This is a genomic window from Enterobacter asburiae, from assembly GCF_007035645.1.
Lineage (GTDB): Bacteria > Pseudomonadota > Gammaproteobacteria > Enterobacterales > Enterobacteriaceae > Enterobacter > Enterobacter asburiae_B.
This window is the reverse complement of sequence record NZ_AP019632.1, coordinates 3,900,482-3,914,231: the sequence shown is the minus strand read 5'-3', so window position 1 is coordinate 3,914,231 and position 13,750 is coordinate 3,900,482. Positions and strand designations below refer to the sequence as shown.

At 59.8% G+C, this 13,750-nt stretch carries 12 protein-coding genes; 2 read left to right on the top strand and 10 right to left on the bottom strand.

All coding sequences use genetic code 11. From position 1 onward, the window contains the following. Window positions 1-208: 208 nt before the first annotated feature. The 8 genes from hpaA to hpaG form a co-directional block, all read right to left on the bottom strand. Window positions 209-1,099, bottom strand: coding sequence for a 4-hydroxyphenylacetate catabolism regulatory protein HpaA (hpaA, locus tag FOY96_RS18700; RefSeq protein ID WP_094935508.1), 891 nt, complete (start codon window positions 1,097-1,099; stop codon window positions 209-211). Next, window positions 1,071-2,423, bottom strand: a complete 1,353-nt coding sequence (gene hpaX, locus FOY96_RS18695) for a 4-hydroxyphenylacetate permease (RefSeq protein WP_048978976.1) — start codon at window positions 2,421-2,423, stop codon at window positions 1,071-1,073. The genes hpaA and hpaX overlap by 29 nt, the downstream gene beginning before the upstream one ends. A gap of 21 nt (window positions 2,424-2,444) precedes the next feature. Beyond that, window positions 2,445-3,242 (bottom strand): 4-hydroxy-2-oxoheptanedioate aldolase, encoded by a 798-nt coding sequence (hpaI, locus tag FOY96_RS18690; RefSeq protein ID WP_064673190.1) that lies wholly within the window; start codon window positions 3,240-3,242, stop codon window positions 2,445-2,447. A gap of 10 nt (window positions 3,243-3,252) precedes the next feature. Further along, complete coding sequence (hpaH, locus tag FOY96_RS18685; RefSeq protein ID WP_045355040.1) at window positions 3,253-4,056, bottom strand: 2-oxo-hept-4-ene-1,7-dioate hydratase; 804 nt, start codon at window positions 4,054-4,056, stop codon at window positions 3,253-3,255. 121 nt (window positions 4,057-4,177) lie between these two features. Further along, window positions 4,178-4,558 (bottom strand): 5-carboxymethyl-2-hydroxymuconate Delta-isomerase, encoded by a 381-nt coding sequence (locus FOY96_RS18680; protein WP_143347564.1) that lies wholly within the window; start codon window positions 4,556-4,558, stop codon window positions 4,178-4,180. Window positions 4,559-4,567: 9 nt separating this feature from the next. Next, complete coding sequence (gene hpaD / locus FOY96_RS18675) at window positions 4,568-5,419, bottom strand: 3,4-dihydroxyphenylacetate 2,3-dioxygenase (protein WP_039262285.1); 852 nt, start codon at window positions 5,417-5,419, stop codon at window positions 4,568-4,570. Window positions 5,420-5,421: 2 nt separating this feature from the next. After that, window positions 5,422-6,888 (bottom strand): 5-carboxymethyl-2-hydroxymuconate semialdehyde dehydrogenase, encoded by a 1,467-nt coding sequence (gene hpaE, locus FOY96_RS18670; protein ID WP_047060239.1) that lies wholly within the window; start codon window positions 6,886-6,888, stop codon window positions 5,422-5,424. Beyond that, window positions 6,885-8,162 (bottom strand): 4-hydroxyphenylacetate degradation bifunctional isomerase/decarboxylase, encoded by a 1,278-nt coding sequence (gene hpaG / locus FOY96_RS18665; protein ID WP_143347563.1) that lies wholly within the window; start codon window positions 8,160-8,162, stop codon window positions 6,885-6,887. The genes hpaE and hpaG overlap by 4 nt, the downstream gene beginning before the upstream one ends. A 265-nt stretch (window positions 8,163-8,427) precedes the next feature. Between hpaG and hpaR the strand changes: the two genes are divergently transcribed. Together hpaR and tsr are read left to right on the top strand one after the other, a co-directional pair. Continuing rightward, a complete protein-coding gene (gene hpaR, locus FOY96_RS18660; RefSeq protein ID WP_023334396.1) occupies window positions 8,428-8,868 on the top strand; it encodes a homoprotocatechuate degradation operon regulator HpaR in 441 nt (146 codons plus the stop codon). An 83-nt stretch (window positions 8,869-8,951) separates the two neighbouring features. Further along, entirely contained in the window at window positions 8,952-10,616 is a 1,665-nt protein-coding gene (gene tsr, locus FOY96_RS18655) for a methyl-accepting chemotaxis protein (RefSeq protein WP_033146482.1), read from the top strand. A gap of 90 nt (window positions 10,617-10,706) precedes the next feature. Here the strand turns inward: tsr and FOY96_RS18650 are convergent, their stop codons facing one another. Together FOY96_RS18650 and opgB are read right to left on the bottom strand one after the other, a co-directional pair. Next, entirely contained in the window at window positions 10,707-11,222 is a 516-nt protein-coding gene (locus tag FOY96_RS18650; RefSeq protein ID WP_143347562.1) for a GNAT family N-acetyltransferase, read from the bottom strand. Then, the gene (opgB, locus tag FOY96_RS18645; RefSeq protein WP_143347561.1) at window positions 11,222-13,513 is read right to left on the bottom strand and encodes a phosphatidylglycerol--membrane-oligosaccharide glycerophosphotransferase; all 2,292 of its coding nucleotides are present in this window, start codon (window positions 13,511-13,513) and stop codon (window positions 11,222-11,224) included. Before opgB ends, FOY96_RS18650 begins: the two co-directional genes overlap by 1 nt. Window positions 13,514-13,750: the final 237 nt, after the last annotated feature.

Genomic DNA, 13,750 nt, shown 5'->3' with positions numbered 1-13,750 from the left:
TGTTAAATTTATGTTTTGTTTTTGTTGTTTAATTGAAGCCTGAGAGGGGCGGAACGTGAAGGGACGATTGGGACAACGGCGGGTACTTTTCGGGCGGGATTGGGATTTGTGATCGTTGTCCCCTCACCCCGGCCCTCTCCCCAAAGGGGCGAGGGAGAAATCGTCCCCTCTCCCCTATGGGGAGAGGGTTAGGGTGAGGGGTAAGGTTTTACGACACCGGTACTTTCTGCGCCCGATACGCGCTCGGCGAGCACCCCACTAAGCGATTAAAAAAACGGGCAAAATAGGCCGGATCCTTAAACCCCAGCTGCCAGGCAATGTCGCTGACCGCGCTGTCGGAGAAGAGCAGCAGCCGCCTGGCTTCCCGCAGCTGGCGGTCGAAGATCAGCCGCTTCGGCGGGCGGTTGGCGAAGCGGCGGCAGATATCGGTCAGGCGGGATTCGGTCAGGTGCAGCTCGCTGGCGTATTCCGGCACCGTCCAGTGCTGGTGGTAGTGGGCATCTATCAGCTGGGTAAAGCGCTGGAACAGCTTCAGCTCGCCGCGCATGCCGCCCGAAGCGTGGTCGTCGAGCTTCGCGTTGCGCAGCAGCAGGGTAAACACCGCCTGCGCCAGCAGGACCAGAGTATGTTCGCGCCCCGGCAGCTGTTCCGTGGATTCCCGGGCGATAAGCTGCCAGTAGTGCTTCAGCGCCGCCAGCTCGTCCGGCCTGTCGGCCAGCGAGAGGCAGATCCCCGGCAGGCCAAACGCTTCCCGCGTGCCGGGGTAGAGCACCTCCAGCAGCGGCCAGATCAGATCCTCGCGCACCGTCAGCACGTGTCCGTCGCTGTCGGATTCGGTGATAAACGCGTGCGGCACCGACGGCGGCGTGAGGACGAACAGCGGAGCCTGCACCGAGTAGCGGTGATCGTCGAGCTGGAGCTCAATCTGCCCGGTATCGAGAAAGTGCATCTGAAAATACTGGTCGTGACGGTGCGCCTGCATGTCGCGGCCAAAAAAGGCCGCCATGCGCGCGAACGACTGGTAGTGCACATCGTCGGTGCCCAGACTTTCGTCGTACTCCTTGCTGATATCAATGTTGGCGATAGGGCTCTGGCACATGCTCGTTCCTCTGTTGATCCCGCTGCGTCATCGGGATGCGCGTCAGCACCAGCGCGCCGACCACCAGCAGCCCGGCCACAAACCACAGCCCGGAGCTGAAGCTGCCGGTCGCGTCGCGCAGAATGCCGATCAGCAGCGGGCTGACGGCGGATCCGACGTTGCCGATGGCGTTGATCACCGCCAGCGCCACCGCGCGGGACTGCAGGCTAATCACCCGATCCGGCGTGGTCCAGAATATCGCCATGGCGGTAAAGGATCCGGTTGAGGCCATAATGATGCCAAGCAGCTGGATCAGGCTGTGATCGGTGGCCGAGGCCAGCATCCATCCCGCCGCGGCGAAGAGGTACGGCAGGATGGTGTGCTTTTTTCGCTCTTTCAGCCTGTCGGAGCGTCGGCTCCACCAGATCATCCCGAGAATGGTGCAAAACTGCGGGATCGCCGCCAGCAGACCGATGACGATATTGCTGCTCCCCGTGTTGAAGCTTTGCAGGATCTGCGGCGTCCAGATGTTGATGGCGCTGAGCGTGTTGGTCAGGCAGAAGTAGGCCAGCGTGTAGAGCAGCACCGCCGGGGTCAGCACTTCGCGCAGCGTCGATCGCGGCGTGACGGACTGTGCAATGGCGACCTCCTGCTCGCGGGCGATCATCGTTTTCAGCGCCTGCTTTTCGTCGTCGTCGAGCCAGGTAGCTTGATCCGGCGTGTCGTTGAGATAAAACCAGGTCACCACGCCGAGCACCACCGACGGCAGCCCCTCCAGCAGGAACAGCCACTGCCAGCCCTTCAGGTTCCACAGCCCATCCATCGCCAGAATGTAGCCGGAGAGGATCGAGCCGAGCATCATGGTCACCGGCATGGCGATCATAAACAGCGCGTTGGCGCGGGCGCGGTGATAGGCCGGGAACCACCATGTGAGGTAGACCAAAATCCCCGGCAGGAAGCCCGCTTCGGCAATGCCCACCAGCATGCGCAGAACGTAGAGCGTTTCAGGGCTGGTGGCAAACATGGTGCAGGTGGAGGCGATGCCCCACACCACCATGATCCCGGCGATCCAGCGCCGCGCGCCGATCTTCGCCAGCATGATGTTGCTCGGGATCCCGCACAGCACGTAGGTGACGTAAAACAGCGTCGCGGCCAGGCCAAACATGGTCGACGTGAGGCCCAGATCTTTGCCCATCGTCAGCCCGGCAAAGCCGATGTTGATACGATCGAGAAACGAAAAGACAAACAGGATAAAGAGAAAGACGATCAGGCGTCGGAACAGCTTGTTAATGGCGCGATGTTCAACAGCTTTATTATCATGGGTTTGCAGGGTAGAGGTCGTCATGGTGCGCTCCAGATCTTACGTTTAGTAGACGGATTTATTGTTATTAACTGACGTAACCGGTTGTTCGATAAAGCGTGCCGCCAGCGCTTCGGCGCCGCGGGCGAGCAGGGTGGTGTCGACGCCGACGGCGACAAACAGCGCGCCAAGCTCGAGGTAGCGTTTCGCCAGCGGCTCGTTCGCCATCAGGATGCCGGGCGCTTTGCCCGCGCTGAGGATCTGCGCGATAGCCTGCTCGATGGCGGCCTGCACCTCCGGGTGCTGCGGATTGCCGGCAAAGCCCATGTCGGCGCTCAGATCCGCCGGGCCGATAAACACGCCGTCGACGCCTTCAACGTCGAGGATCTGCGGCAGATTTTTTAGCGCCTCGCGGGTTTCAATCTGCACCAGCACGCACATGGCGTCGTTGGCCTGCTGCAGGTAATCCGGGATGCGGTTCCAGCGCGAGGCGCGCGCCAGGGCGCTTCCGACCCCGCGAATGCCCGCGGGCGGGTAGCGGGTGGCACGTACCGCCAGCCGCGCTTCGTCGGCGTTTTGCACCATCGGCACCAGCAGGGTTTGCGCGCCCACGTCCAGCAGCTGTTTGATCTGCACCGGGTCGTTCCACGACGGGCGCACCACCGGCTGGCTGGGATAGGGCGCGATGGCCTGTAATTGGGTTAAGACGGTTTGCACGCTGTTCGGCGCGTGCTCGCCGTCGATCAGCAGCCAGTCGAAGCCTGCCCCGGCCAGCAGCTCGGCGCTGTAGCTGCTGGTGAGCCCCAGCCATAAACCGATTTGCGGACGGCCCGCCTTCAGCGCCGCTTTGAATGCGTTTTGCATGGTTGTCTCCTTACACAAAGCGGCAGCTGATGGAGCCCATGTTGCCGTAGTCGACGTGGAAGGTGTCGCCTCTGCTGGCGGGCACCGGGCGGGTAAACGAGCCGCCGAGAATAATCTGGCCGGGCTCAAGCTGCACGTCGTACGGTGCCAGCTTGTTCGCCAGCCACGCCACGCCGTTCGCCGGGTGGTTAAGCACGCCTGCGGCGACGCCGGTCTCTTCGATCACGCCGTTGCGGTAGAGCAGGGCGGAGATCCAGCGCAGATCCAGCTCGTCGGGCTTAATCGGACGACCGCCGAGGATCACCCCCGCGTTGGCGGCGTTATCGGAGATGGTATCGAACACCTTGCGCGGGCGCTGGGTTTCCGGGTCAACGTTGTGACAGCGGGCGTCGATCAGCTCCAGCGCGGGGATCACATAGTCCGTAGCGTTGTAGACGTCGAAGATGGTGCAGTTCGGGCCGCGCAGCGGTTTTGCCAGCACAAAGGCCAGCTCGACTTCGATGCGCGGGACGATGAAGCGATCGACCGGGATGTCGCTGCCGTCGTGGAAGAACATGTCGTCCAGCAGCGCGCCGTAGTCCGGTTCGCTAATCTGCGAGCTGGCCTGCATCGCTTTGGAGGTCAGGCCGATCTTATGGCCCTTCAGCACGCGGCCTTCGGCGATTTTCAGGCTGACCCATTCGCGCTGAACGGCGTAGGCGTCTTCAATGGTGATCTCCGGGTAGTCCAGCGAGATCGCGCGGATCTGCTCCCGGGTTTGTTCCGCCTGATGCAGGCGGTGGGCGATCAGGGTATGGGTGTGTTTGTCGAGCATGGCGATATCCTGTTTTATGTTTTTTTCTCCCTCTCCCCGTGGGAGAGGGACGGGGTGAGGGCATCAGGCCGCAGAGATTTCCCCTCACCCTAACCCTCTCCCAAAGGGAGAGGGGACGGTATTACTTAAACAACGCGTGCACGTTGTTCTGTTTGTAATTGAGCGTTGGGTGCAGCTCGTCGAGCTCGAACGACAGCGCCAGATAGCGGTCGGCCATCAGCTCCGCGAAATGTGCCTTGATCAGCGCAAACAGCATCTCCCCCACGGCTTCCCGGCTCTCCAGGCTGCGCCCGGAGCCAATCTTCAGCGTCATATGCACAAAGGCGTAATCGTGCCTGCCGTCGGCCATCTGCCAGGTGTCCAGCCAGTGGGCGCGGCTGCGGATGCCGCCGATGGGGAAGATGCCCGTGGCGGCCAGCGCCTCATTCACTTTGGCAAACAGCCCCGGCAGGTCGGCCTGCTCGCGGATGTTGTCGGTACATTCAGCAATAAAGTGCGGCATGGTGGCTCCTTACGCGGGCAGCGGGAAAACGGCGTTAACCTGGCCGGTGCCGGAGCTGGCGAACAGCTCGGTGAGGAACTCCACCTTGCCGTCGTATTTGTCCCAGCCGAGCATCCCCAGCAGCATCACCGTGTCGTGCATGTTGCCCTCGCCGTAGCAGTAGTCGGCGTACTCCGGCAGCATGCTGCAAAACTCTTTGAACTGCCCCTCGCGCCACAGCTTCACCACGCGTTCGTCCATCTGGCGGTCGAACTCGCGGGTGTAGCTGTTCATCCCTTCCTCCGCGCGCTGGTCGTCGATAAAGCGGTGCGACAGCGAGCCGCTGGCGAGCACCGCCACGGTGCCGTCGTATTTTTCGATGGCGCTGACGATGGCCTCGCCCAGCCTGCGGCTGTCGGCGAAGTCGTGGACCGTGCAGAACGCCGAGATGGAGACCACTTTGAAGTGTTTATCCGCGTTCATGTAGCGCATCGGCACCAGCGTGCCGTACTCCAGCTTGAGGCTCGGGATGTTGTGCGCTTTGGCGCGCACGCCGAGCTTCACCGCCTCGTCGGCGATCAGCTGGCCGAGCGCCGGGTTGCCGTCGTAGTCGTAGGTCATGTCGCGGATAAAGTGCGGCAGCTCGTTGCTGGTGTAGACGCCCGCAAAATGGTCCGCACAGTTGATGTGGTACGCGCTGTTCACCAGCCAGTGGGTGTCGAACACGATGATGGTGTCCACGCCCAGCTCGCGGCAGCGCTTGCTGATTTCTTTATGCCCGTCGATGGCCGACTGGCGGCAGCCGTGGTTTTTCCCCGGCAGCTCGGAGAGGTACATCGACGGAACGTGAGTGATTTTTGCCGCTAACGCTAATTTACCCATGGTCAGATCCCCCACTTTGGAATCGGATGGTCGCCCATGGAGATGCAGACGTTCTTCATCTCCGCGAACACCTCGAAGCTGTACTCACCGCCCTCGCGGCCGGTGCCGGAGGCCTTCACGCCGCCAAACGGCTGGCGCAGGTCGCGCACGTTCTGGGTGTTGACGAACACCATCCCCGCTTCGATATTCCGCGCCAGGCGCAGCACTTTGCTGACGTCCTGGGTCCAGATGTACGACGCCAGGCCGTACTCCACGTCGTTGGCCAGGCGCAGGCCTTCCGCTTCGTCCTTAAACGGCAGCAGGCAGGCCACCGGCCCGAAGATCTCCTCCTGCGCCACGCGCATGCGGTTGTCGACGTCCGCCAGCACGGTTGGTCGCAGGAAATTGCCGCCCTTCAGGTGCGCAGGCAGGTCGGTCGGTTTGTCCGGGCCGCCCGCCAGTAGGGTTGCACCCTCTTCAATGCCGAGGCGGATGTAGCCGGAGACTTTCTCCCAGTGCTGCTTGCTGATGAGTGCGCCGATCTGGGTGTTCGGATCGGTCGGGTCGCCCACGCGCAGGCGGTTGGCGCGCTCGGCAAAGCGCTTCACGAATTCCGGGTAGATGCTCTGCTGGATGAAGATGCGCGAGCCGGCGGTGCAGCGCTCGCCGTTGATGGAGAAGATGGTGAACAGGGCGGCGTCCAGCGCGCGCTCGATGTCGGCATCTTCAAAAATCAGCACCGGAGATTTGCCGCCCAGCTCCATGGAGTATTTCTTCAGCCCGGCGTTTTTCATGATGTTGCGTCCGGTGGCGGTGCCGCCGGTGAAGGAGACGGCGCGCACGTCGTGATGGCGCACCAGCGCGTCGCCTGCCGTCGCGCCGTAGCCCTGCACCACGTTGAGCACGCCCGCCGGAATGCCCGCCTCCAGCGCCAGCTCGCCCAGACGGTCGGCGGTCAGCGGGGAGAGTTCAGACATCTTCAGCACCGCGGTGTTTCCGAGTGCCAGGCACGGCGCGACCTTCCAGGTGGCGGTCATAAACGGCACGTTCCACGGCGACACCAGCGCGCAGACGCCCACCGGCTGCACCAGGGTGTAGTTGAGCATCTTGTCGTCGACCGGGTAGGTTTTGCCGTTCATCTGCTGGCACACCTCGGCGAAGAACTCGAAGTTGTGTGAGGCGCGCGGGATCAGCACGTTTTTGGTCTGGTGGATCGGCAGGCCGGTGTCGGCGGTTTCCATGGCGGCGATCTCGGGCACGTTCTGGTCGATCAGGTCACCCAGACGACGCATCAGGCGCGCGCGCTCCTTCATCGGCAGGTTGGCCCATTTCGGGAACGCCTCTTTGGCGGCGGCGACGGCCTGGTGAACTTCAGCTTCACCGCCGGCGGCGACTTCCGCTAATACCTCGCCGGAGGCCGGGTTGGTAGTGTGGAAGTACTCGCTTCCGGCGACGTTTTTACCGTTGATCCAGTGGTTAATCTTTTTCATTTTGCAGTCTCCTCGCTGACAATCCGGTTCACCAGGCGTCCCACGCCTTCCACTTCCACCACTACCTCATCGCCCGGCACCACGTCGGACAGCCCCTTCGGCGTGCCGGTGGCAATCATGTCGCCCGGCTGCAGGGTCATAAAATCGCTCAGGTACGCAATCAGGTACGGGATGCTGAAAATGAGATCGGCGGTGGTGCCTTCCTGGCGCAGCTCGCCGTTGACGAAGGTGCGCAGGGCGAGGTTGTGCGGATCGGGGATGGCTTTTTTTGGCACGATGTTTGGGGAAATGGGGGTCAGCCCGTCCCGGCTTTTCACCCTCAGGTTCGGTCGGTAGTAGTTTTCCAGGTAGTCGCGGATGGCGTAGTCGTTGCAGACCGTATAGCCCGCAACATAGTCCATCGCCTCGGCTTCGCTGACCTTACGCGCGGTTTTACCGATGACCACCACCAGCTCCGCCTCGTAGTGCATGTATTCGATATTGTTCGGGCGCACCGACGTCTGGCCGTCGCCGTTGAAGGTGTTCGGGGCTTTGATAAATACCAGCGGCTCGGTGGGCGGCTTGAAGTCCAGCTCGCTGGCGTGGTCGGCATAGTTCAGACCGAGGGCAAACAGCGTGGCGTGCGGCGGCGTGCTGTGCGCAATGGCGACGTCGCGTTCATCCACCACCGGGTTTTCCAGCGGCGGAAAACCTTCCGCCAGAACGCGCACGCGATCGCCCGGGCGGATCTCCACGCGGCTTTGCGGGGTGCCGAGCAGGATCGCATCGCCGGGATTGAGGGTGGCGAACTCGCTCAGGGCGCTCAGCAGTTCGGCGGCGCTGCGCTGAAGATCGGCCGTGCTCCAGTGGTCCGCTTCGCGGCCGTTGATCTCGGTGATGATGGTCAGGTTATCCACGTTATCCACGGCGACAAGTTCGCCGAGCGGGCAAAATCCGTCCCGGCATTTGGCCTTGATGGCCGGGCGGTAGAAGCTCTCTTCCGGCAGGCTCACCTCGTTGGCGAGCGCATATCCCGCGATGTACTCCGCGGCGTCCTCCACGCGCACCTTGCTGGCGGTTTTGCCCACGACCAGCGCCACCGTCGCGCCGCTTAATACCGTTTCCCCGTGCGGGAAGGGGATCGGCTCGCCCGCGCGGATCACCGTGTTATGCGGTTTGATAAACCACACCGCTGTTTTCGGCGGCGTGTTGTAGGGCGCTTTTTCAAAGGCCTCACGCCAGGCTTCACGCTGGCTTTGATGGTTGAGGGCGACGGCAAAAACGGTACCTTTCATTCATATACTCCTCACCCCGGTGGTCCGGGTTGTGATTTCATTAATATGTTAATGATCTGGTTTTATGCTTTTGCTGTTTATTTCGCAATCAGAAGTGAAATATTTGTGATGGGAATAACAATAAATTTACATATTGGGTTTTATTGATAATAAAATCATGTTCTTAATAAAATTGATGGGTTTCTGTTAGACTTTTTGACGGAAAACGTGTTGTTTATAAAAACATCTTTTAGGGATTGTTTACTTGTTAATGATGGGAAAGGCTATGCATGATTCATTAACCATCGCGCTGCTGCAGGCGCGGGAAGCGGCGATGTCGTACTTCCGCCCGATCGTGAAGCGCCATAACCTGACCGAGCAGCAGTGGCGCATTGTGCGCGTGCTGGCTGAACATCCGTCGATGGATTTTCACGATCTGGCGTTTCGCACCTGCATCCTTCGCCCGAGCCTGACGGGCATTCTGACGCGGATGGAGCGCGACGGCCTGGTGTTGCGCTTAAAGCCGGTGAACGACCAGCGCAAGCTGTACGTGTCGCTGACCAAAGAGGGGAATGCGCTATATGAACACGCCCAGGCGCAGGTCGAAGAGGCGTATCAGCAGATCGAGGCGGAATACACGCCGGAGAAGATGAAACAGCTGACGGCGCTGCTGGAAGAGTTTATTGAACTCGGAAACCGGCATAACGCAGCGCGGGAAGAAGAGTAAAAACCACAAATTCCAGGATGATTTTCGTAAAGTTTTCCCTTTCCAGGCCGAAAATTCTGTATCTGTCTGAGGAAAGAGAAAACATGTTAAACCGTATCAAGATTGTCACCAGCTTAATGCTGGTTTTAGCGATATTTGGCCTTTTACAACTCACGTCCGGTGGTCTTTTCTTTAATGCCCTTAAGAATGACAAAGAGAATTTCACCGTCCTGCAAACCATTCGCCAGCAACAATCCACGCTGAACGCCAGCTGGGTAGCGTTGCTGCAAACCCGTAATACCCTGAACCGTGCGGGTATCCGCTACATGATGGATCAGAGCAATATCGGCAGCGGCGCGACCGTTAACGATTTGATGCAAATCGCGTCTACGTCTCTGAAACAGGCGGAAAAAAACTGGGCTGCCTACGAAGCCCTGCCGCGCGATCCGCGTCAAAGCGATGCGGATGCCATGGAGATCAAGCGTAACTATGATATTTACCACGGTGCGCTGGCGGAGCTGATTCAGCTGCTGGGTGCCGGCAAAATCAACGCCTTCTTCGACCAGCCGACCCAGAGTTATCAGGACGGTTTTGAGAAGCAGTATGTGAGCTACCTGCAGCAGAACGACAAGCTGTATCAGACGGCGGTCGAAGACAGCAACAGCTCCTACAGCCAGGCTATCTGGGTGCTGATCAGCGTCCTGATTGCCGTGCTGGTGGTGATCGTGGCCGTCTGGCTCAACATCAAGCAGACGCTGATCTCTCCGCTGAATCGTCTGATCGACAACATTCGCCATATCGCCAGCGGCGACCTGGTGAAGCGCATTGAGGTTCAGGGCACCAACGAGATGGGTGAACTGGCCGACTCGCTGCGCCATATGCAGAGTGAGCTGGTGCGTACCGTCGGCGACGTGCGTAACGGCGCGAACGCGATCTACAGCGGCGCGAGCGAAATTGCGATGGGCAATAACGACCTCTCTTCCCGCACTGAACAGCAGGCCGCTTCCCTGGAAGAGACCGCTGCCAGCATGGAGCAGCTGACGGCAACCGTTAAGCAGAACGCCGAAAACGCCCGTCAGGCGAGCCACCTTGCGCTGAGCGCCTCTGAAACCGCGCAGAAAGGCGGCAAAGTGGTGGATAACGTGGTCCAGACCATGCGCGATATCGCGGGCAGTTCGCAGAAAATTGCCGACATTATCAGCGTGATCGACGGCATTGCCTTCCAGACCAACATTCTGGCACTGAACGCGGCGGTAGAAGCGGCGCGTGCGGGCGAGCAGGGCCGTGGTTTTGCGGTGGTGGCAGGTGAAGTGCGTAACCTGGCCCAGCGCAGCGCCCAGGCGGCTCGCGAAATCAAGAGCCTGATTGAAGACTCCGTGGGCCGCGTGGAAGTGGGCTCAACGCTGGTAGAAAGCGCCGGTGAAACCATGGGTGAGATCGTGAACGCGGTGACCCGCGTAACGGACATCATGGGTGAAATCGCCTCTGCGTCTGACGAGCAGAGCCGCGGTATCGACCAGGTGGGTCTGGCGGTCGCTGAGATGGATCGCGTGACCCAGCAGAACGCCTCGCTGGTTGAAGAATCTGCCGCAGCGGCGGCCGCCCTGGAAGAGCAGGCGAGCCGTCTGACTCAGGCCGTGGCGGTATTCCGCATTCAGCAGGAGCAGATGAAAGCGCGCGAATTCGCTGCGGCTAAAGCGGTTTCCACGCCGGTGATGGCGCGTAAAACCGCGACGGCCGATTCAGGCGATAACTGGGAAACGTTCTAACCCGGTGCGTTGTGCCGGGTGGCGGCTACGCCTTACCTGGCCTACGGAAGGTTGTTGCAGGCCCGGTAAGCGCAGCGCCACCGGGCGATATCAAAGCGGCAGACGCATGGCACAGCGGGAGTTATACGCTAAGCCGTGCGCTGCTTCTTCTTCACGTTTTTCACGCAGTTCAGGCGTGAGTTCAGCTACGTATTCAAACCCCAGCTTTGCATAGAACGGCGCGTTCCACGGTACGTCCCTGAACGTCGTCAACGTCAGCGACGCCAGCCCCAGCGTGCGGGCATGGTCTGCCACGCAGGCGATAAGCTGCCTGCCGATCCCTTTTCCCTGCCAGTCCAGATCAACCGAGAGTTCGACAATAAACAGTGATGAAGGGTGGACCTCGGCAAGGATAAACCCGACGGGCTGGTCGTTCGCCAGCGCCAGCCAGCTTAGCCCACGTTCGGCATACTCAAGGTGCTGCTCAGCGGAAATGACCTCACCGTCGGCAAGCCAGGCGAGACACGGGTCTTCACGAAAGCGCTCGCCCGCCGCGCGTTCAATGGCGGGCAGGGAGGCAACGTCGCCGGGACGCGTAGGGCGGACGGTGAGGTTAAGGTCGACCATTAGCCTGCGCGACTCACAATTTTAATTTCGACCATGCCAATGCCGAGCTCGCGCGGTGAATGGCCGAGAATATTCCCTTCATTGGTGGACTGCGGATCCGGCGGCACGATCACCAGGGTATTGCTGCGCGATGGGTTCTCAAAATGCAGCGTGTGCGTGCTCACGTCGTTCCCGAGCGTCAGCATCTGCTCCTGGCTGCCCACGCGAACCGGTACGGGCTTGTTAGCGTTGGGGCCATACGCTCTGGCGATGATCACCAGGTCGAATTGTTCCGGCAGGGGATGGGCGTACTCAATTTTCACCTCATTGCCCAGCTGCGCGTTGGACCAGCGCCCCCAGGACTCCGGACGCGAGATGCCGCTAAACTGCTTCACTTCCTCGGGCGCGCCGGCCACGTTAAAGATAAAGCTGTCCGCTTTGTAGCGAATGTCGTTATCGCTGATTTTCAGCATGTCGACGTTACGCTGATAGCGCGCGGTATCAATCACCGTATCGTTAAACGCGGTTTTGCCTTTCCACTGGGCTTTATCCACGTGCTGTACGGTTTGCTCCCCGCCGAGCTGACCCTGAGAGACGCACCAGTCGGTAGAAAGCGCCAGCGGCTGCGACCAGAGCTGGCCCATCTTGTAACATCTGTCGACCCAGACGAAATTATCGCGTGGGGCAAAATCTGCCAGCTGATAGCGCAGCGGCGCGGAATATTCGCTTTCCGGCAGCGGCTCGACGCGCCCCGCCGACACGCGCACCAGCAGCGGCAGACGGAAGCTGCTGCCCGAGAAGGCAATCGTGTTTTTATCCCGATCGACGGTGAAGTCCTTCATCTCTTTCGGGAAGTTCCACAGGCGGATGATGTCTGGCTTCCAGGCGAGGATTTTATCCTTCATGTTGAGGAAGACTTCCGACAGGGATTGCCCCGACAGCGTGCTGCGGCCCAGGCCAATAAAGTTGTCGCCTCCCAGAATGTCCAGCACGGTTGCGCCGTTATCCATGGAGTTGCGTTTGGTGGCAATGACCTCCTGCTGCGGCTGGTCGCCGCGCAGGACGAAGAACAGGTTGCTGCGATCCTGCTTGTTGAGCCGATCCCAGGCGCTGTTTTTCATCGCCAGATGGTCAGACGAAACGACGATGACGGTGTTTTTAAACCAGGGCGAGGCTTTGATTTTCTCGACCAGCGCGGCAATGTGCTCCTGGCTGCAGGTCACGGCGCTGAAAGACGTGTTGTTTTTGCCATCCACGTCATAGCTTTTGCGTTTGCAGCTGCGCGAGACGAACCCGTCCGGATGGTGGGTATCCACCGTCAGCGCAAAGAGGGAGAAACGCTTGCCCGCGCGGGAAAGCTCCTCGAATTTCTTCCAGGTTTCGTCGAGTACCGTATCGTCATAGAAGCCCCAGTCGTTACGGTAGCTCGGATCGGCAACCGTCGTTTTTAACTCCTCTGAGCCATACAGGTGGTCAAAACCGTGGGATTTCAGGAACACGTCTTTTCCGGCAAAGCGCAGGTTTGCCCCCTGCATAAAATAGTTTTCGTAGCCGGAGTTTTTCAGAATATCGCCGAGGCAAATATTCTGTGGGAAGAACGTCGACATTGAGGCTGAGGCGTTACCTTCAAAAGGCGCGAACAGCGGGATACCGCACTGGGAGGCAACCATTCCGGCAATCGTATAGTCCGTACCCGGCAGCTGCATGGTGTGGCTGAAGTCGAGCCCTTCGTTTTTCAGCGCGCCCAGGTCTGGCGTCAGGTTCGGGAAGGCATCGTTATCAAAGTACGTGCGTTCCAGGCTTTCACCGTAGATGTAGACCAGGTTGAGCTTCGGGCTGGCGATCGTTTTGGACGGTTCTTTGTAGTAAGCCGCGAAATCCGGATCGCCGTCGCGCGACTGGGATTTCACCAGCTCGGTGATCTGATGGAACGCCGGGCTGGCGTCGACGGAGGCCAGCGCCAGGAATAACGCCAGCAGGCTGTAGCCATGATGGTGCGGAAGATGGCGACGTCGACGCAGCACCCAGGCCAGCGCGCCAAAAATCGTCACCAGCGCGACGATAAGGCCGAGCCCCGGAAGAATGTACTTGCCCACACCCGCGCCCGTCAGGCTGTTCGTTAGCGTGTAGAGCACCGCATCGTTAATACCGTCACCGGTAAAGTAGTCGCTGGCGTATAAGGTAATGTTTAAAATAATAAAAATGCCGAGTACCACCAGCGTGGCGATAAACCACCAGGTGTGACGGCCGGCTTTCCAGGCGTAAACGCCGACAGAAGCCAGAAAAAGGATAAGAGACATGAATTCTGACAACAGCATATCCTCATGACGCCAGGTGCTTCGCTGGCTAACTGTTTATTTTTTGGGTCATACAATGTAATTGCGATGTCGTTAAGCTGCAATTTTAGTGTCACGAAAGTGTGCTGTTGTTAGGATTTGGTTTAGAAAATCGTTTTTATGAAGAAGGTCGCATCCTGACAAACGGACGCTGAGACGGTGGCAGGTGGGAAAAACGTTCGTTTAGCGCCGCGTTGCAAGACTATCGCATTA

Excerpts from the sequence above, each read along its gene's own strand:
- hpaA (WP_094935508.1), bottom strand. The coding sequence starts at position 1,099 with ATGTGCCAGAGCCCTATCGCCAACATTGATATCAGCAAGGAGTACGAC.
- hpaX (WP_048978976.1), bottom strand. The coding sequence starts at position 2,423 with ATGACGACCTCTACCCTGCAAACCCATGATAATAAAGCTGTTGAACAT.
- hpaI (WP_064673190.1), bottom strand. The coding sequence starts at position 3,242 with ATGCAAAACGCATTCAAAGCGGCGCTGAAGGCGGGCCGTCCGCAAATC.
- hpaH (WP_045355040.1), bottom strand. The coding sequence starts at position 4,056 with ATGCTCGACAAACACACCCATACCCTGATCGCCCACCGCCTGCATCAG.
- FOY96_RS18680 (WP_143347564.1), bottom strand. The coding sequence starts at position 4,558 with ATGCCGCACTTTATTGCTGAATGTACCGACAACATCCGCGAGCAGGCC.
- hpaD (WP_039262285.1), bottom strand. The coding sequence starts at position 5,419 with ATGGGTAAATTAGCGTTAGCGGCAAAAATCACTCACGTTCCGTCGATG.
- hpaE (WP_047060239.1), bottom strand. The coding sequence starts at position 6,888 with ATGAAAAAGATTAACCACTGGATCAACGGTAAAAACGTCGCCGGAAGC.
- hpaG (WP_143347563.1), bottom strand. The coding sequence starts at position 8,162 with ATGAAAGGTACCGTTTTTGCCGTCGCCCTCAACCATCAAAGCCAGCGT.
- hpaR (WP_023334396.1), top strand. The coding sequence starts at position 8,428 with ATGCATGATTCATTAACCATCGCGCTGCTGCAGGCGCGGGAAGCGGCG.
- tsr (WP_033146482.1), top strand. The coding sequence starts at position 8,952 with ATGTTAAACCGTATCAAGATTGTCACCAGCTTAATGCTGGTTTTAGCG.
- FOY96_RS18650 (WP_143347562.1), bottom strand. The coding sequence starts at position 11,222 with ATGGTCGACCTTAACCTCACCGTCCGCCCTACGCGTCCCGGCGACGTT.